Source organism: Citrobacter sp. Cpo103 (assembly GCF_030332605.1).
Lineage (GTDB): Bacteria > Pseudomonadota > Gammaproteobacteria > Enterobacterales > Enterobacteriaceae > Citrobacter > Citrobacter portucalensis.
In genome coordinates this window covers 169,839-188,571 of the sequence record NZ_JAOWHO010000035.1, presented here as the reverse complement: position 1 = coordinate 188,571, position 18,733 = coordinate 169,839, and the positions used below count along the sequence as shown (strand labels likewise).

General features: G+C 52.4%; 16 protein-coding genes. 7 read left to right on the top strand and 9 right to left on the bottom strand.

The features are described from left to right. Positions 1–25: 25 nt before the first annotated feature. Positions 26–637 carry a galactoside O-acetyltransferase gene (gene lacA, locus OGX89_RS17485; protein ID WP_126955952.1) on the top strand — a complete coding sequence of 204 codons (612 nt, stop codon included), beginning with the start codon at positions 26–28 and terminating at the stop codon, positions 635–637. A 92-nt stretch (positions 638–729) separates the two neighbouring features. Here lacA and prpE read toward each other — a convergent pair whose 3' ends face one another. The 4 genes from prpE to prpB all read right to left on the bottom strand — a co-directional run bounded on the left by prpE (position 730) and on the right by prpB (position 6,278). Continuing rightward, a complete protein-coding gene (gene prpE / locus OGX89_RS17480) occupies positions 730–2,616 on the bottom strand; it encodes a propionate--CoA ligase (RefSeq protein WP_003830906.1) in 1,887 nt (628 codons plus the stop codon). Positions 2,617–2,655: 39 nt separating this feature from the next. Further along, positions 2,656–4,107, bottom strand: coding sequence for a bifunctional 2-methylcitrate dehydratase/aconitate hydratase (locus tag OGX89_RS17475; RefSeq protein ID WP_003830905.1), 1,452 nt, complete (start codon positions 4,105–4,107; stop codon positions 2,656–2,658). Positions 4,108–4,146: 39 nt separating this feature from the next. Further along, positions 4,147–5,316 (bottom strand): bifunctional 2-methylcitrate synthase/citrate synthase, encoded by a 1,170-nt coding sequence (gene prpC, locus OGX89_RS17470; RefSeq protein ID WP_003830904.1) that lies wholly within the window; start codon positions 5,314–5,316, stop codon positions 4,147–4,149. Between the two features lie 80 nt (positions 5,317–5,396). Continuing rightward, positions 5,397–6,278, bottom strand: a complete 882-nt coding sequence (prpB, locus tag OGX89_RS17465; RefSeq protein WP_003830903.1) for a methylisocitrate lyase — start codon at positions 6,276–6,278, stop codon at positions 5,397–5,399. A 253-nt stretch (positions 6,279–6,531) separates the two neighbouring features. Here prpB and prpR point away from each other — a divergent pair, with 253 nt between their 5' ends. Continuing rightward, complete coding sequence (gene prpR, locus OGX89_RS17460) at positions 6,532–8,142, top strand: propionate catabolism operon regulatory protein PrpR (RefSeq protein WP_126319122.1); 1,611 nt, start codon at positions 6,532–6,534, stop codon at positions 8,140–8,142. A 32-nt stretch (positions 8,143–8,174) separates the two neighbouring features. Here the strand turns inward: prpR and yahO are convergent, their stop codons facing one another. Beyond that, positions 8,175–8,450: a DUF1471 family periplasmic protein YahO gene (yahO, locus tag OGX89_RS17455; protein ID WP_003830901.1), complete on the bottom strand. Its 276-nt coding sequence runs from the start codon at positions 8,448–8,450 to the stop codon at positions 8,175–8,177. A 266-nt stretch (positions 8,451–8,716) separates the two neighbouring features. Here yahO and OGX89_RS17450 point away from each other — a divergent pair, with 266 nt between their 5' ends. From OGX89_RS17450 to OGX89_RS17435, 4 genes are all read left to right on the top strand, one after another. After that, positions 8,717–9,349 (top strand): LysE family transporter, encoded by a 633-nt coding sequence (locus OGX89_RS17450; RefSeq protein WP_003830900.1) that lies wholly within the window; start codon positions 8,717–8,719, stop codon positions 9,347–9,349. Positions 9,350–9,428: 79 nt separating this feature from the next. Then, a complete protein-coding gene (locus OGX89_RS17445; protein ID WP_126955953.1) occupies positions 9,429–10,817 on the top strand; it encodes a diguanylate cyclase in 1,389 nt (462 codons plus the stop codon). Between the two features lie 219 nt (positions 10,818–11,036). Further along, positions 11,037–12,134, top strand: a complete 1,098-nt coding sequence (locus OGX89_RS17440; protein ID WP_126319126.1) for a 4Fe-4S binding protein — start codon at positions 11,037–11,039, stop codon at positions 12,132–12,134. 183 nt (positions 12,135–12,317) lie between these two features. Continuing rightward, positions 12,318–12,827, top strand: coding sequence for a hypothetical protein (locus OGX89_RS17435; RefSeq protein ID WP_226804445.1), 510 nt, complete (start codon positions 12,318–12,320; stop codon positions 12,825–12,827). A gap of 561 nt (positions 12,828–13,388) precedes the next feature. On the opposite strand, the gene foxA is transcribed toward OGX89_RS17435, so the two are convergent. The 3 genes from foxA to OGX89_RS17420 form a co-directional block, all read right to left on the bottom strand. Continuing rightward, a complete protein-coding gene (foxA, locus tag OGX89_RS17430; RefSeq protein ID WP_126955955.1) occupies positions 13,389–15,497 on the bottom strand; it encodes a ferrioxamine B receptor FoxA in 2,109 nt (702 codons plus the stop codon). A 121-nt stretch (positions 15,498–15,618) separates the two neighbouring features. Beyond that, positions 15,619–16,602 (bottom strand): helix-turn-helix transcriptional regulator, encoded by a 984-nt coding sequence (locus OGX89_RS17425; protein ID WP_126955956.1) that lies wholly within the window; start codon positions 16,600–16,602, stop codon positions 15,619–15,621. A 124-nt stretch (positions 16,603–16,726) separates the two neighbouring features. After that, positions 16,727–17,632: a LysR substrate-binding domain-containing protein gene (locus OGX89_RS17420; RefSeq protein ID WP_126955957.1), complete on the bottom strand. Its 906-nt coding sequence runs from the start codon at positions 17,630–17,632 to the stop codon at positions 16,727–16,729. Positions 17,633–17,741: 109 nt separating this feature from the next. Here OGX89_RS17420 and OGX89_RS17415 point away from each other — a divergent pair, with 109 nt between their 5' ends. After that, positions 17,742–18,371, top strand: a complete 630-nt coding sequence (locus OGX89_RS17415; RefSeq protein ID WP_003830892.1) for a LysE family translocator — start codon at positions 17,742–17,744, stop codon at positions 18,369–18,371. A 101-nt stretch (positions 18,372–18,472) separates the two neighbouring features. On the opposite strand, the gene OGX89_RS17410 is transcribed toward OGX89_RS17415, so the two are convergent. Then, positions 18,473–18,709, bottom strand: a complete 237-nt coding sequence (locus OGX89_RS17410; RefSeq protein WP_003830891.1) for a hypothetical protein — start codon at positions 18,707–18,709, stop codon at positions 18,473–18,475. Between the last annotated feature and the right edge of the window lie 24 nt (positions 18,710–18,733).

The window sequence follows — 18,733 nt, the reverse complement described above, 5'->3', positions numbered from 1 at the left end:
CAAATAACAAGAAGGAATATCTTCGATGAGCATGTCTATGAGAGACAGAATGAAAGCAGGCAAGCTGTTTACTGATATGTGCGAGGGGCTGCCGGAAGAGAGACTGCGCGGAAAGGAGTTAATGTATGAGTTTAACCACACGCGTCCATCTGAGATTAAAAAGAGGGAAAAACTGATTCGCGAAATATTTGCCTCCGTAGGAGAAAATGCGTGGATTGAGCCCCCCATTTATTTCTCTTACGGCAGCAATATTCACATTGGCAAAAACTTTTACGCCAATTTTAACTTTACCATTGTGGATGATTACACGGTCACCATCGGCGATAACGTTTTAATTGCACCAAACGTCACGATCACGGTAACGGGTCACCCTGTGCACCATGAATTAAGGAAATCCGGAGAGATGTTTTTCTTTCCGGTCACCATCGGCAATAACGTATGGATTGGCAGTAACGTAGTGATCAATCCCGGCATAACGATTGGCGATAATTCCGTTATCGGCGCGGGGAGTATAGTCACAAAAGACATTCCGGCAGATGTCGTGGCCGTGGGGGTTCCCTGTCGAGTTCTCAGAACCATTAATGAACGAGATAAAGAGTACTATTACCAAAATTATAAAGTGGATCCGTTACTTTAAGTCGTCATGCCGGATGCACCACTCACGTGGTTTATCCGGCCTACAATACTAAAAGGCCCGGTAAGCATTGCGCCGCCGGGCATCACACGATGTTACTCTTCAATCGCCTGACGGATTTGCTGCAACGACGCGGGATCGTCAATGGTCGTTAGATCGCCAGGATCGCGGCCTTCACAGATCGCCTGGATCGTCCGTCTGAGCATTTTGCCAGAGCGCGTTTTCGGCAACTGCGACACAAACCAGACGTGCGCCGGACGGCCAAAATTACCAATCTGACTGTCCACCAGCGCCATAATCGCCTTCTCTTCCGAATGTGCGATGTCGCGATCTTCAAGGCTGTCGCTCTGTTTCGGAATGACAAACGCGACCGCGACCTGCCCCTTCAGCGCGTCCTTCACGCCGACCACAGCCACTTCGGCAACGTTCGGATAGCTGGAAATACTCTCCTCTATCTCACGCGTCCCCAACCGATGCCCGGCCACGTTGATGACATCATCCGTACGGCCAAGGATGAAGTAATAGCCGTCCGCATCGCGAATACCCCAGTCAAAGGTGGCGTACACCTGGCGAGAAAACAGCGACCAGTAGGTATTCACAAACCGCGCGTCATCACCCCAGATAGTCTGGATACAGCCCGGCGGCAGCGGCCCTTCAATCACCAGCATGCCCTTTTCATTCGCTTCGCAGGGCTCACCGGTCACCTCATTGAGCAACTGCACGTTATATCCGTACATCGGCACGCCTGGGCTACCCAGCCGCGACGGGCGGTCGTCCAGCCCGCGAGCGATCGCCATAATCGGCCAACCGGATTCAGTCTGCCAGTAGTTGTCGATAACCGGGACGCCCAGCGTTTCCGTTACCCAACTGGCGGTCGGTTCATCCAGCGGCTCACCCGCCAGATACAGCACCTCCAGCGAGGAGAGATCGTGATTGCGGATTTGCGCGGTCGGGAATTTCTTCAGCACGCGGATGGCGGTTGGGGCAGAGAACATCCGGCTGACCTGATACTTCTCAACAATTTTCCACCATACGCCACAGTCTGGGTACGTTGGCAACCCTTCGTAAACCACCGTCGCCATCCCCGCCAGCAGTGGGGCATACACGATATACGAATGCCCAACCACCCAGCCGATATCCGATGCGCAGAAGAACACGCCGCCCGCTTTACCGCCGAAAATTGTGTCCATCGAGGTCGCCAGCGCGACCGCGTAGCCGCCAACATCGCGCTGCACGCCTTTCGGTTTACCGGTTGTCCCGGATGTATAGAGAATGCAGGACGTTTCGTTCGACTCCAGCCAGGCAACCGGCACCCGCGCGCCGAGATGCTGTTGGCGCAGCGCGGCAAAGTCGAGGTCTCGCCCCTCTACCCGCGCCATTTTCGCCAGACCGCGATCGACCAATACCACATGACGCGGCTGGTGCTGCGCCTGGTTGATCGCATCATCGAGCAGCTTTTTATACGGCAGGACTTTGCCGCCGCGCGCCCCGGCATCCGCCGACACGATAACCACCGGTCGGGCGTCGTCGATACGCGCCGCTACGCTGTGCGAGGCGAAACCACCGAACACCACCGAATGGATCGCCCCTATACGTGCGCAGGCCAGCAGCGTAATGTGCGCCTCGGCGATCATCGGCATATAAACCAGTACCCGATCGCCACGCTGTACGCCCAGCGACAACAACATCGCCGCCGCGACGTTCACTTCGTCATACAGCTGACGAAAGGTAAACGTGCGTTCTTCTTCGGTTTCTGATGACACAGCAATCAGCGCCAGCGCGTCAGGCTGTTTCTCCAGCCAGCGGTCGATGGCGTTGTGGCACAGATTGGTCGTGCCGCCGCAAAACCAGCGGGCAAACGGCGGATTACTGTGGTCCAGCACCTGCGTATACGGCTGCTGCCAGTCAATACGCTGGGCCTGTTCGGCCCAGAACGACTCCGGCTGTGTAATAGAATGTTGATAAAACTCGCTATAAGACATAATGCTCTCCTGTTGAACTTACGCCTGATGAGTCGGGTTTTAGATAATGAACAAATCCAGATACTCATTGACCGGCATCTGCTCCAGACGAGTTCTGTCCAGGGAGACATCCAGGATGCGCTGCTGCTGACGGGTCGGGAACTGACGCGCCAGGTTAATTTTGAACTTCTCGACCAGCTTCGGCATACCGTCGTTACGACGGCGCGCGTGGCCGATTGGGTATTCCACTACCACTTCTTCAAAGCGTGAGCCGTCGGTGAATTCAAGCGTGATGGCATTCGCGATGGCGCGTTTTTCAGGGTCGTGGTAATCGGCAGTAAAGGCCGGATCTTCGAAGCAGTTAATCTTTTCACGCAGTGCATCAATGCGTTTGTCCTGCGCCACGCCGTCTTCGTAATCTGCCGCCGTTAAGCGCCCGAACAGCAGCGGGATAGCCACCATGTACTGGATGCAGTGGTCACGATCCGCCGGGTTATTCAACGGGCCTTTTTTATCGATGATACGGATACAGGCTTCGTGCGTACGAATGGTCACTTTTTCGATATCGGCAGCGGTCTTACCTGCGGCCTGTAACTGCTCGTACAGCGTCATCGCCGCTTCTACCGCGGTTTGCGAGTGGAACTCTGCCGGGAAGGAAATTTTAAACAACACGTTTTCCATCACGTACGAACCGTACGGGCGCTGGAAGCGGAAAGATTCGCCTTTGAAAGAGACATCATAGAAGCCCCAGGTTTTTGCCGTCAGTGCGGACGGGTATCCCATTTCACCGGTTTTCGCCATCAGCGCCAGACGTACAGCACGTGAGGTGGCATCGCCAGCCGCCCAGGATTTACGCGTGCCGGTATTCGGCGCATGACGATAGGTACGCAGCGACTGACCGTCGACCCACGCCAACGAGACGGCGTTGAGAATTTCATCGCGGTTCAGGCCGAGCATCTCGGCAACCACCGCCGTGGAGGCGACTTTTACCAGCAGGACGTGATCCAGACCGACGCGGTTGAAGGAGTTTTCCAGCGCGATACAGCCCTGAATTTCATGGGCTTTAATCATTCCGGTTAACACTTTTTTCATGGTTAACGGCGCTTTACCCACCGCCACCGCATTGCGCGACAGCCAGTCAGCTGTCGCCAGAATACCGCCGAGGTTATCGGAAGGATGACCCCATTCTGCGGCCAGCCAGGTGTCGTTAAAGTCCAGCCAGCGGATCATCGCACCGATGTTAAACGCCGCCTGCACCGGATCGAGCTGGAACTGGGTACCTGGTACGCGCACACCGTTCGGGACGACGGTACCCGGTACAACCGGCCCCAGCAGTTTTTTACAGGCCGGATATTCCAGCGCTTCCAGGCCACAGCCAAGGGTATCAAGCAGGCAATAATGCGCGGTGTCATACGCCACCTTCGAGGTGATCTCGTAGTTCATGACATAATCAACGATATCAACGATTTCACGGTCAAATTCAGGGCGGACGTTCGAAATATGTGCAGACATAGGGTACATTTCCTGTTTTTTATCTTTAGAGGTTTTGCATTAGCAACGTTTTTCAATCGGGACAAATACGCGATCTTCCGGGCCGGTATAGTTGGCGGAAGGACGGATAATTTTGTTGTCCTGGCGCTGTTCGATGATGTGCGCCGCCCAGCCAGTGACGCGGGCGATAACGAACAGCGGTGTGAACATTTCAGTGGGGACGCCCATCATGTTGTAAGAGACTGCCGAGAACCAGTCGAGGTTGGGGAACATCTTTTTCGTTTCCCACATCACCTCTTCCAGACGGTCGGCGATGTTGTACATTTTCAGCGAACCGCCTTCCTGAGAAAGCTGTTTCGCCACGCTCTTGATCACCTGGTGGCGCGGGTCGGCGATGGTGTAAACCGGGTGACCAAAGCCAATCACCACTTCTTTATTTTCAACGCGTTTACGGATATCCGCTTCGGCTTCATCCGGCGTTTCATAGCGTTGCTGGATCTCCAGCGATACTTCATTCGCTCCGCCGTGTTTCGGCCCACGCAGTGCGCCAATCGCACCGATAATCGCGGAGTACATATCAGAGCCAGTTCCCGCAATCACACGCCCCGTGAAGGTAGAAGCGTTAAACTCGTGTTCGGCGTACAGCACCAGCGAAATGTGCATCGCCTTTTCCCAGCTTTGTGATGGCTTTTCACCATGCAGCAAATGCAAGAAGTGACCGCCAATAGAATCATCATCGGTCTCCGGCTGAATGCGCTCGCCGTTATGGCTGTAGTGATACCAGTACAGGAGGATAGAACTGAGCGATGCCAGCAGTTTGTCGGCAATATCGCGTGCGCCGGAGACGGTATGTCCTTCTTTTTCTGGCAGAGTACAACCCAGCGCGGAAACACCAGTGCGCATCACGTCCATCGGATGCGAGGCGGCAGGCAGCGCTTCCAGTACGGTGCGCACGTTAGCGGGCAATCCGCGCAGCGCTTTCAGTTTGCTTTTATAGGCGGTGAGCTCATCGCGGGTGGGTAATTTCCCGTGAATCAGCAGATGCGCAACTTCTTCAAATTCGCACTGTTGTGCCAGGTCAAGAATATCGTAGCCACGATAGTGTAGATCGTTACCGCTTTTACCCACGGTACATAAGGCAGTATTTCCGGCAGCGACGCCTGACAGCGCAACCGATTTTTTGGGTTTAATGACATGGGTACTATTTTGCAGGATCGTTGTGTCGCTCATGTTGTCCTCGTCATTATTGTAATATGTAGGGTACTAATTTATTGCCGGATGGCGGCTACGCCTTATCCGGCCTACGACGGTTACTTTTTTGTGTACAACGCGTCGAGTTTCTCTTCGAACTGGTAGTAATTGATGCTTTCGTACAGCTCGTTGCGCGTCTGCATAATGTCGATAACGTTCTTTTGCGTACCTTCCTGACGCAGCACGTTGTAAACCTTCTCCGCCGCGCGGTTCATGGCGCGGAAAGCTGACAGCGGGTATAGCGCCATCGCAACGTTCGCGCTGCGCAGTTCATCGGTGGTAAACAGCGGTGTGGCGCCAAATTCAGTAATGTTGGCGAGAATTGGTACCTGTACCGCATCTGCAAACTGGCGGTACATCGCAAGTTCGGTAATGGCTTCCGGGAACAGCATGTCAGCGCCCGCTTCGACATACGCCTGGGCACGATCGATGGCAGCCTCTAACCCTTCCACCGCCAGTGCATCGGTTCGCGCCATAATCACAAAGTTGGGATCGGTGCGCGCATCAACGGCTGCGCGGATCCTGTCGACCATCTCTTCTTTCGAGACGATCGCCTTGTTCGGGCGATGACCGCAGCGCTTGGCGCCGATCTGATCTTCAATATGCAGCGCAGCAGCACCCGCTTTGGAAATCGACTTGACGGTACGCGCCACGTTGAATGCAGACGATCCAAAACCAATATCCGCATCCACCAGCAATGGCAGCGGGCAAACATCCGTAATGCGACGAATATCAGTCAGCACATCATCAAGGGTAGAAATACCGAGATCCGGCAGCCCCAGCGAGCCCGCAGCGACGCCACCGCCGGAGAGATAAATCGCCTGATACCCGGCGCGTTGAGCCAGCAGAGCGTGGTTGGCATTGATGGTGCCAACGATTTGTAATGGGTTTTCTTTGGTAAGCGCAGCGCGAAACGCCAGCCCTGGGGAGTGTAGAGACATATCCCGTCCTCTTGTTATCAACTTGTTATCGTTCGTTGATATTTCTAAAGCAAGGGGTATGCCAGGGAGCTTATTTTCTCTTCAATTTAATTTTTTATCTTTTAAAACAATATATTAAATCCAATACTTCTATTTTTGTTGCACAAAAGCGTGTCAGCTATCGTTTCATGAAACGTTCCTTCACGTTTCATTGCAACATTTATGAAACACAACTAAACCCTACTACTCGGTTCCTTAATTTTTGGGGTTAGTTATGGCAGATACGCATCTACCGCCGCGAGTGAACGACGATAAACCGGTTATCTGGACAGTCTCGGTCACCCGCCTGTTTGAACTGTTTCGCGACATCAGTCTGGAGTTCGACCACCTGGCGACCATCACCCCCATTCAGCTTGGTTTCGAAAAAGCGGTGGCCTATATCCGTAAGAAGCTGGCTACCGAGCGTTGCGATGCCATCATTGCGGCGGGCTCCAACGGGGCATATCTGAAAAGCCGTTTATCGATTCCGGTGATCCTGATTAAACCCAGCGGATTCGACGTGCTACAGGCGCTGGCAAAAGCGGGAAAACTCACCTCGTCGATTGGCGTCATTACCTATCAGGAAACCATTCCTGCGCTTCTCGCGTTTCAAAAAACCTTCAATTTGCAGCTTGAACAGCGCAGCTATATCACCGAGGAAGATGCCCGTGGGCAAATCAACGAACTGAAGGCCGGTGGTACGCAGGCAGTGGTTGGTGCGGGATTGATTACCGATCTGGCAGAAGAAGCAGGTATGACCGGCATCTTTATCTATTCGGCGGCCACCGTGCGCCAGGCCTTTGTCGATGCGCTGGATATGACTCGCCTGACGCTGCGCAGAAACGGTCAGTACGCCTCTGGCGATACGTTGCGCACCCGCTACGCACTGGGAGATATGCGCGGTCACTCTGCGCAGATGGAACAGGTGCGGCACACGATTATGCTCTACGCCCGCTCGCGTGCGCCGGTCCTCATTCAGGGCGAAACAGGAACGGGTAAAGAGCTGGCCGCACAGGCCATTCACCGTGAGTTTTTCACCCGTCAGGAGAATCGACGCGGTAAACCCTCGCCGCCGTTTGTTGCCGTCAACTGCGGGGCAATCACCGAGTCATTGCTGGAAGCGGAGCTGTTCGGCTATGAGGACGGCGCCTTTACCGGCTCTCGCCGAGGGGGGCGCGCGGGCCTGTTTGAAATCGCCCACGGCGGAACCCTGTTTCTTGATGAGATAGGCGAGATGCCGCTGCCGTTACAAACCCGACTGCTGCGCGTGCTGGAAGAAAAAGAGGTTACCCGGGTCGGTGGACATCAGCCGATTCCGGTCGATGTCCGGGTGATTAGCGCCACACACTGTAATCTGGAGCAGGAGATGAAACAGGGGGAATTTCGTACCGATCTGTTTTATCGCCTGAGCATTTTACGCCTCAAGCTACCGCCGCTACGCGAGCGGTTGCCCGATATCCTGCCGCTGGCGGAAAGCTTTTTAAAACAATCGCTGGCGGAACTGGACGTGCCGTTTTCTGAGCCAGTACGCAAGGGGCTGGGATTAAGTCAGCCGACGCTGCTGAATTATGGCTGGCCGGGGAATATCCGCGAACTGCGTAATATGATGGAGCGCCTGGCGCTATTTTTAAGCGTCGAGCCGCAGCCGGAGCTGAATATGGATTTTTTACAACAGCTATTACCGGAACTGGCCATTGCTGCTGACTCACCGCAAGCATCTTCATTGCTGACGCCGCAGCAGGTGTTGGCACAATTCAATGGTGATAAAACCGCGGCTGCACGCTATCTCGGAATTAGCAGAACCACGTTCTGGCGCAGATTAAAAGAAAACCCGCCGGTGCAATGACCGACGGGTGGCGTATTTTTTACAGCAGCGTGTTATTTTTTCTTGTAAATATTAGCTGTGCCATGGATTTTGTTATCCGTTTGGCCGGAGGTTAATACCACCACATCAGCGCCTTTCTCTTCAGCTTTCTTCAGCAGCTCTTCTTTAGCATCTGCAACAGAAACTTCATTACTCGTTGAAATATCACCGATTTTTGTGTACTGCGACTCAACCTTTTCAAACTCAAGTTTTGTCATAAATTCCGCAGCATAGGCGTTGGAAAAAACTAAAGCTAACGCACCAATAAGTACTTTATATCCAGTTTTCATATAAAAGCTCCAGGTTTTGTTATATATGCCATCATCGCCCCCTGAACATTCGACACGCGAGTCAAGGATGATTAATAAGTAGTTCAGGCTGATAAAAAGATCCAGAGCAGGCGGAAATATAAAGATATTTTGCTAATCGTTAAATACGCAAAATGCAGCGGCGCTGCGTTTTCAACGCGCAGTGTGAGTGAATACGCAGAATGACGTGGATACTAAAATTATAGTGTTAGCTGTCTTTCCCATGTTTACTAATGGAAACGTTGTCTATGGAACCTTTGCACGCCGTTGTACTCACCGTCAGCCTGTTTGTTTTAACCTTTTTTAACCCCGGCGCAAATCTGTTCGTGGTGGTACAAACTAGCCTGGCATCCGGACGACGCGCAGGTGTGATGACCGGTCTGGGTGTTGCCTTAGGTGATGCGTTTTACTCCGGCCTTGGGCTCTTTGGTATGGCAACGCTAATCACCCAGTGTGAAGAGATATTTTCATTGATTAAGATTGTCGGCGGCGCCTATCTGCTGTGGTTTGCCTGGAACAGCATCCGCCATCAGGCCACGCCGCAAATGCCCACGCTACAGCAGCCGCTTTCCGCCCCCTGGTATGTATTTTTCCGCCGTGGATTACTAACAGATTTATCGAACCCACAAACTGTACTGTTTTTTATTAGTATCTTCTCGGTCACCTTAAGCGCAGACACACCTACGTGGGCCAGACTGATGGCCTGGGCAGGCATTGTGTTGTCTTCCGTTATCTGGCGTATTTTTCTCAGCCAGGCATTTTCTTTGCCTGCCGTGCGACGGGCGTATGGTCGCATCCAACGGGTTGCCAGCCGGGTAATTGGCGCAATAATAGGTGTCTTCGCGCTAAGACTTATTTATGAAGGTATTAGCCATCGATAAGAGAGTTTAACTTGACCATCGTGAGGTAATTGTCCGTAATACCGCCTGAATTTTTAATCGCAGGTTGAGTGGCAGTGAGATGGAACAGGTTGAACCGGTAAACGACACATTACTCCTTACGGAATGGCAGGCGCTGATACGACAAACATCGCCTGACGTTCATACGCTCCTCACATCGTTAAGCGATGAAGAGATCCGCCATTTAGTGACCGTTTTTTATGACTATATGCTCTCCCATGCCCAGAGCGCATTGTTCCTTAATACAGAACAGGTCAGTACCCGCCTCAGCGGTAGTATGTTTGACTGGTTACGCAGCGTGCTCGGCAGCGCGCACGAAGATCTCTCACAGCTGCTGGCCAAACAGCGAGAAATTGGCGTGGTGCATGCCCGTATCGGCCTGCCCATCGATCTGGTGAATCGCGGCGCGCGTAAGCTCAAGGATGAGCTGTATCGGGTATTGAAAACCAAAGCTGACCACTCGTCTTCCCTGCTGAGCAATGCTATCTGTTTCAGCAGCCTGGCAATGGATACTGCGCTGGAGGCCATGACCGTCTCCTATTCCCCAAGCCACCAAAACTCCCTGCATACGCAGGAGCAGTATCGCCTGCAGACCATTTACGATGACGTTAACGTCGAGCGCGAACGGCAAATTCGCTCATTTACCGACTGGGAAAACCAGTTTATCTATAACATTGCCACCGGAATGCCTTTCGGTGAAATGGTGTTTCTGGCGAACTCTGATTTTGGTATGTGGTTCTCACATAAGGGAAAACATATTCTTGGCAACAGCAATTTGCTCAAAGAAATGGAATCGCTAATTGCAGAGATCGACACCCGTCTGACGACCACCCTGTCACCTCAGCATCAGCCGACAGAACCCGAGCGGATGAGCTTATTACAGGATGTTCGCCAGCTGTCGGCAAAAATCCATTTCCTGCTCGCTTCGATGTTTGAGGCGCTGGTTAAGCAGGAAAATGGTAAAGATTCGCTGACCCAGTTGCTTAATCGCCGCTTTATTCCGACCATCATGCGACGCGAAATCTCGCTGGCGTTACATGCGCGTAAGCCTTTTAGCCTGGCGATGCTGGATATCGACTACTTCAAGCAAATTAACGATAACTTCGGGCATAATACCGGCGATCTGACGCTCAAAAATGTCGCAGCGGCCATTTATGATCATATCCGTAGCAGCGATTACGTGTTCCGCTACGGTGGTGAAGAATTTATGATCTTGCTCGTCGAGTCAGATGAATCGCAGGCCAGTATCATTTTGGAAACGCTGCGTATGAAAATTGCCGGGATGCGCATGGCAGCCTCTGCGACAGAAACGTTTTCTATTACCGTCAGTATCGGTATTGCCGAATATGATTATCATCCCGACTACAAACAGCTGGTTGATAAAGCCGATCGCGCACTTTATCAGGCAAAAAGTAATGGTCGCGACCGCGTTGAGGTTTATCAGGAATAACCATTGCCCTGCAGAGAAATAAATACCCCGTTCAGGGTATTTATCTGACTTGCGATAAATATCGAGCTGTTATTTTTATTCAGGCATATTGGCATGATGAAAATAACAGCCACGTAATAAGATGCAAATCAAATACACCAAATCTGAATAGCGCTAGCATATCCCGGTGATGACGCCTTCTGAATGCAGAAGGGGAAATATGAGGGATAGTATAAAATCATGAACGGGAAGAAAAGAACGCGCTGGCAGCGCCGTCCTGGCACGATCGGAGGCAAACTGCCGTGGAATGACTGGCGCAACGCCAGCAGCTGGCGAAAAGCCACCCAGTTTCTCCTGCTGGCTATTAATATTTATATTGGCGTAACGTTCTATTACTGGGTCCGCTATTTCGAAACCGCCGGCACCAGCGTCTATATTCCAAGGCCAGGTGGTATTGAGGGATGGCTACCAATCGCGGGTTTGATGAATATCCGCTATACGCTGGAGACTGGTTTTCTTCCGCCTATCCATGCCGCCTCCATGCTGCTGTTAGTTGCGTTTATCCTGATTAGTCTGTTGTTAAAAAAAGCCTTCTGTTCGTGGTTATGCCCGGTGGGCACGCTGTCCGAACTGCTCGGCAATCTGGGGAAAAAAGTATTTGGTCGCAACTTCACGCTGCCGCGCTGGCTGGATATTCCGCTGCTCAGTCTGAAGTATTTGTTGCTGAGTTTCTTTTTGTATATCGCCCTGTCGATGCCTGCGCAGGGGATTCAGTATTTTCTAATGTCGGCCTATGGCATGATTATCGACGTGAAGATGCTCGATTTCTTTCGCCATATTGGCTCCGCTACGCTCATCTTTGTTATCGTTATCAGCGTCCTGAGCCTGTTTATTCGCAATGCCTGGTGCCGCTATCTGTGCCCTTATGGTGCGCTGCTCGGCCTGTTCTCATTACTCTCACCGTTTAAAATCCGCCGTAACGCTGACAGCTGTATCGACTGCGGAAAATGCGCGAAAAACTGCCCGTCGAATATCCCGGTCGACAGACTGATTCAGGTGCGTACCGTGGAATGCACTGGCTGCATGACCTGCGTTGAATCCTGCCCGGTAGCCTCAACGCTGAGCTTTTCACTGCAGACTCCGCCTGGAGCACAAGGCAACGGTGGTAAATCATTATGGCGCCAGAGGACGCTGTCAGGTGTTGCCATGACGCTACTGGTGCTGGGCATTCTGTTTGCCACTATTGGTTATGCCGTTTATGCCAATGTCTGGGATACGCCAGTGCCCGATCATATGTATTTCCAGCTGATCCCGAAGGCAAAGATGATCGGCCATTAATTTTTTTATCAGTATGTTCAAAACCCTGCCAATTCTGGCAGGGTTTCCCGCGTCTTTTGCCATTTTAAGACAATTGAACTTGTGCCATCGCGCTCTCGTTTATACAACCTTAAATATCATCTGTAATAATTTTTCTATTTTGTTATGGGCGACTGGGATCAAAATAATGAACGGGATAACATCATGACTAAAATAAAACTGGCACTGCTATTACCTCTGTTTCTGGCGGGTTGTACGATGAGCGACGGGGAATTAAGAAACGCTTACGCTCAGCATTATCAGCAACCTACCGCTTATGTAGATGCTTATAAACAGAAAATAGCCAGTATGGATATTCATGCGCTGGCCCAATATGCCGCCGCAGAAGATAAGAAAAAAATGCGTGGGCAGCCAAGACTGAAAATCGACGAATTCATTACCATTGAGAACGTGCAGGCGAAAGGAAATCGGGTAGTCTATGATTACTCACTGTCCGAAAGCTGGCTGGCGCTGTCCGCAGATAAACAGCGCGAGAAGCAGACTAATATGAATAAAGACCTGATCTACCGTACCTGCTCGCTGGAAACGGTACGTCTGGCGCAGGCAAAAGGGCTGGAAGAAGAGCATAACTATTACAGCCAGTACCCAGACAAAGTCGCCTTTACTCTGAGAACCAGCGCGCAAATTTGTCTGCAAAACGGTTTTACACAATAACCGCAATCCACTATGCCTGATGCGCTGCGCTTATCAGGCCTACGATTTACATGCTGCCGTAGGCCGGATAAAGCACCAGCGCGCAAATTTGTCTGCAAAACGGTTTTACACAATAACCGCAATCACTATGCCTGATGCGCTGCGCTTATCAGGCCTACGATTTACACGCTGCCGTAGGCCGGATAAGGCGCCAGCGCGCAGATTTGTCTGCAGAACGGTTTTACACAATAACCGCAATCCACTATGCCTGATGCGCTGCGCTTATCAGGCCTACGATTTGCACGCTACCGTAGGCCGGATAAGGCGCCAGCGCGCAGATTTGTATGCAAAACGGTTTTACACAATAACCGCAATCACTATGCCTGATGCGCTGCGCTTATCAGGCCTACGATTTGCACGCTGCCGTAGGCCGGATAAGGCACCAGTGCACAGATTTGTCTGCAGAACGGTTTTACAAAATAATCGCAATCCACTATGCCTGATGCGCTGCGCTTATCAGGCCTACGATTTACACGCTACCGTAGGCCGGATAAGGCGCCAGCGCCGCATCCGGCTAAAACATCAGAATTTCCAGGACACACTGCCGACAATGCTGCGCTCGGCGCCGAAGTAGCAGTATGAGAGCGAGTTACAGGCCGCAACGTAGCGCTTGTCGGTCAGGTTGTTAACGTTCAACTGCGCGCTCAACCCTTTAATGCCGATATTCGTTAAGTCGTAACCAATCACCATATCCACCAGCGTGTAGGACGGCAGGGTGTGAGTATTCAGGCGATCGCTGGTAATACCGTTAACGTAGCGCACGCCTGAACCCAACGTCAGACCGTCCAGCGGACCGCTTTTCACATCGTAGCTCAGCCAGGTACTGGCCTGGTTACGCGGGGCGTACACTGCGCGCTTGCCCTGCTCTTCCGGGCTGCTTTTCTTATAGCGAATGTCGGTATAGGTATACGCCGCCTGCAAACGGAAGCTATCCGTCAGTTGGCTAATTGCCTCCAGCTCCACCCCTTCAGATTCAATTTCCCCAATCGAGCGGTACGGATCGGTCGGCTCTTCTTTGGTGGCGATATTCGTCTGATTGATACGGAATACCGATGCGCTGAACTGGCTGTTGAGTCCTTCCGGCTCATATTTCAGCCCGGCTTCCCACTGCTTGCCTTTCATCGGATCCAGCAGATTGCCGTTCTCATCGGCAAAGCTGGTTGGCGTAAAGGCAGTGGAATAACTCATGTACGGCGCAAAGCCGTTATCGAATAAATAGAGCAACGCGGCGCGGGTGCTGAAGTTGTTTTTATCCAGATCGCTGCGAGTATTCTTGATCTTATCAATGTTAGAAACGCTGACCTGATCGTAACGACCACCGAGCGTAATACGCCAGCGATCCCATGACATCTGATCCTGCAAATAGTAACCCGTCTGGCGCAGCTTGTGTTTCTCACGCGCATACATGTCGATGTAATCAGGCTTCGCGCCGTACACTGGATTAAAAGCGTCAATCGGCGGGAAAGCGCCGTAGTAACCGGTAGTATTGTTGCTGCGATCCTGATAGTCGATCCCCACCAGCAGACGGTGGTTTACCTGCCAGGTATCAAAGCTGCCGTCGAGCTGGTTATCCAGCGTAATCGCCGACATTTTTTCATCGGAGCCGGAGTAACCGCGATTAAGCTCGGTTTCATTCAGCCAGCCCGCCGCATACACCTGATTCAGCTCAACGTCGGTATGCAGATAGCGCAGCTTTTGCCGCACCGACCAACCGCTATCAAACATATGCTCAATGTTGTAGCCCACCATGTTTTCACGGCGATCGTATTTGTCGTAATCATCCTCGCCTTCGTAAAAGGTGTTGGAGATCTTTTGCCCGTAATGCGGAACCACGGTGCCGTCATACGGCAGACCGGAGTGGCTACCGCCTTCCGGGTCACGGTGCAGATATGCCATCAGATCCAGACGCGTCTGGTCGGTGATACGCCATGTCAGGCTGGGCATCAGCGCGTAACGCTCTTCCTTCAATGGACCCAACTGCGAGTCCGCGTAACGCGTCATCCCGCTCAGTCGCGCCGCCACGCGATCGTTATCATCCAGTGCCCCGGTGACGTCAAACGCCGCGCCGCGCTGGTTATTGTTGCCGGCAAACAGCTTCACCTCACCGCCCGCATCAAACGACGGCTTACGTGAGGTCAGCGCCACAATGCCACCCGGGGAGGAACGGCCATACAGTACGGAAGCCGGGCCACGTACGACTTCGATATCTTCGAGGAACCACGGATCGACCACCAGCGAGCTGTGTGAGTTGGTGTCGCCCATCATCTTCAGACCATCGAGATAGACGTTATCCAGGCTACCGTCAGAAAAGCCACGTAGCACGATGTAGTCAAAGCGGTTGGAGGCGCCAATCTGATTGCTGTACACCCCCGGCGTATAGCTGACGGCCTGGCGCACGCTGGTTGCGCCCTGCTCTTCAAACTGCTCACGGGTAACGATCGATACCGACTGCGGCGTTTCAATATCCGGCGTGGCAAGCTTCGTGGCCCCGCTCTGCATCTGCGAGGTGACAACCACCGTATCGTTTTTTGTTGTTTCCTGCGCCAGTAGAGGAAAAGCCACGCTGCCGGTCACCCATCCCACCAGCAGCGCCAAGCGAGTCTTCGCGAACATGAATATCTCCAAAGGCATGTCTAATTGTAAGTGAGAATTATTACCTTTTTGCTGACGGAGATAGCTATGCCGAATGCCAGGTTGCCTATGCGCAGTGCCAAATTGTCAGGAAATCACGTGCGTAAAACGCAAATATGGATTAGCAAAGTTTGAGCAAATCGCCGGGCGAAAAGCCGTAACGGCGACGAAAAGCGGTAGAAAAGTTGGTGGCGTGCTGATAACCCGACATCCAGGCCGCCTGTTGTACGCTATATCCTTCCAGTAGATAGCCGCGCGCACGTTCCAGACGGCAATCGCGCAGGTAGTCGAATACCGAACAGCCATAGGCTGCGCGAAACTTACTGCGCAGGCTACTGGGACTCATCGCTGCGCGTTGTGCCAGGTCATTAAGGGTGTAGCCATTTTCGGGACTCTGCTCCAGCAGTCGGCGAACGACCTCCAGCCGCTGCTGCTCCCCGCTCGACGCAAGACGTTTACCGCTCTCGACCTGACACACGCTGAGGCCATGACCGAACAGTTGTAATATCAGCCCTTCCAGCATCAGCTGACGAGAAACATGGCTAATCGTGCTCTGCTGCGCGTACTGCAGTCCGCTGAGTAAAAACCCCGGCACCTGCCAGATAAGCGTTGGCGTCTGGCATCTTTCCCACTCACGCATCAACGATTCGAGCAACCCCGTGCGACACGCGCCGTCGGGATACAAACCAAGCGATAATGTCCGCAGTTTACAATCAGCATGATGACGGGCACGCATCGTCTGGTGCTCACTCAGGCGTGAGCTAAACGCCATGCCGGAGCGCACCACATGCTCCTGTCCGTTAAGCGTCAGGAGCACGCAACCTTCCAGTACCACCAGCATATACAGAGGGCTGTCGTGACGAGAGGTGGTTTCGTAGGGTTGCAATACCTGTACGTCGGAGTGCGTCACGCACATCCCACACGGGAGCGTCATCTCCTCCACCTCACCTTGCAGAACGGGGCTGCAGGACGGTAAATCCGGCCTTTGTGCCAACTGGGGAAAGCGGTAATCGATCCCGTAGCGCTCACCAAAATCCATAAACTCGCTGACGGAGAAAGTGCGAGCGACGCGTCCGGAGGCATTCAGGGCGGTGGTATTGTTCATGCTGTCTTCTGCACAGGAAATGGGATTAACGGTTTATAACTGAAGCAACATTACCATTACCTGCGCATCACGACAATAATAATGAGAACTATTATCAATATGGATAATTAGCAGAATAAACAGATTAATCCAGCCAGTTTAGATCTGCCGAGGAGACACACGGCGCAGCCTCTTTTAACCAGCGATACAGCAGCTCAATATTTCTAAGCCGTGTTGAAGTCTTTGGCCAGACAAGGTAGTAGCCCTCGCCAGTCGCTACCGCATCTTTAAACGGTAACGCCAACATCCCTGCCTGAATGGCCGCCAGGCTTAACAGCAGGTCGGCAACGGACACGCCATGACCGCTCATCGCAGCAAGACTGCCCTGCTCCAGGGTGTCGAACACTTTGCCTCGCGCAAGATTCAACGCCGGAAACTTCCCGGTGCGTTGCAGCCACCGACGCCAGTCACGGCGATCCGCTGAGGGATGAATCAGTTCACAGGCAGAAAGATCGCACTGCGCCTGCACCAGCAGTGCGGTTGAGCACACCGGGATAAGCCACTCCTGAAACAGCAACCGGCAGTCGGTATCGTCACCAAAATGGCCATTCCCTAATAGGATCGCACAGTCATACGGTTCACGACCGAAGGATACCGAATCGGTATCCATCCAGACGCTGGAAATTTCGACAACCGGGGTCGGATGCGCTTCACGGAAATGACGCAGCACGTCCAGAAGCCAACGCATCGTCAACGTAGACGGCGCTTTCAGCCGTAGCTCATGACTGCTGCTGCGAAAGGCATGACACGCGTGTTCCAGACTCTGAAACCCAGCCGTCAACTGCTGCGCCAGCCCTTGGCCAGAAGGCGTTATCTCGATACGCGGGCCGCTGCGGACAAATAGCTCACAACCAAACCATGCCTCCAGCGTGCGAATATGACGGCTTACCGCGCCCGGCGTCACGTTAAGTTGAATAGCGGCTTTACTGAACGATCCCAGACGGGCTGCGGCTTCAAAAGCCCTCAGGGCATACAACGGAGGTAGCGTCATTCTCAGCTTCTATGTTGAGTTTTACTCACAGTAGAGCGCAGTTTTATTCGTTTTTCAATGCGCCACGCAGGCGGAATACTGATGGAAAATATCATCAGGATAATCAGGTATGAATTTCACTTTACTGGCTGCCTATAGCCTCAGCGTAGTAACCCTGTTGTTAACTCCGGGTCCTGTCGTGGCGCTGATTACCACCACCGCGTCGCAGCACGGCTATCGCCGGGCCTTTCTCACGCTGATTGGCACTAACGGCGCTTCTTTAGTATTGATTGCTCTGGCTGCACTGATGTTAGCTGGTGTGGTTTCAATCTCTGCGATATGGCTTGGCGTACTGGGTCTTGTGGGATCGTTGTATATCGGTGTGATGGCGATTAACGGCCTGCGGGCCAGGGACTCAAACCCCGGACTGTGTGCGCCAAAACGCGATAACAGCGGGCTTATCCATGGATTTCTGACAGGGGTCGCTAACCCAAAGGACATTTTGTTTTTCGTAGCGTTTTTTCCCCAGTTCATTGCCATTACGCAAGATTTCACCACCAGCATTCTGACGCTAACGCTGGTGTGGGTTATTTTTGATGTTACGGTGCTGTCTTTTTACATCATAGTTTTCAAACGCTGGATGCCAGAGCGGTTTGCCAGACGCAGCGTTTTTATCTCCTCCCTGTTTCTACTCGCGGTGGCGGCGTTTGGCATTATTTATAATGTACACGCGCTACAAATGCTCTCACCCGCGATGTGATCCCCAACGAATTGTTCAGCCAGACATCTGATCTTGCACCGGGAGGAATAAAATAAGAACAAATCGACATTAACATTATTAATGGATTTATAAACCAGGATTCAGAAAATATAGACGATAACATTTTCCCGGCGTTCAACTGGCACCCTCACCCATGACAATGCATCAACGGCGACAGGTGCCATTTCATTTTCTAAGCGAAGTAGAGGTGTATTGCCATCTGGCACAACCGTGCTTTCACCGATCTCAAGAACGCCCCGAAAAGAAATGGACACATTGTCTGGCGTATCCGACAACCTTATCCATTCGGTTGTAATCACTAACTTTCGAGTAAACATTCGCTGTCCTTTGCGTGTGGTATA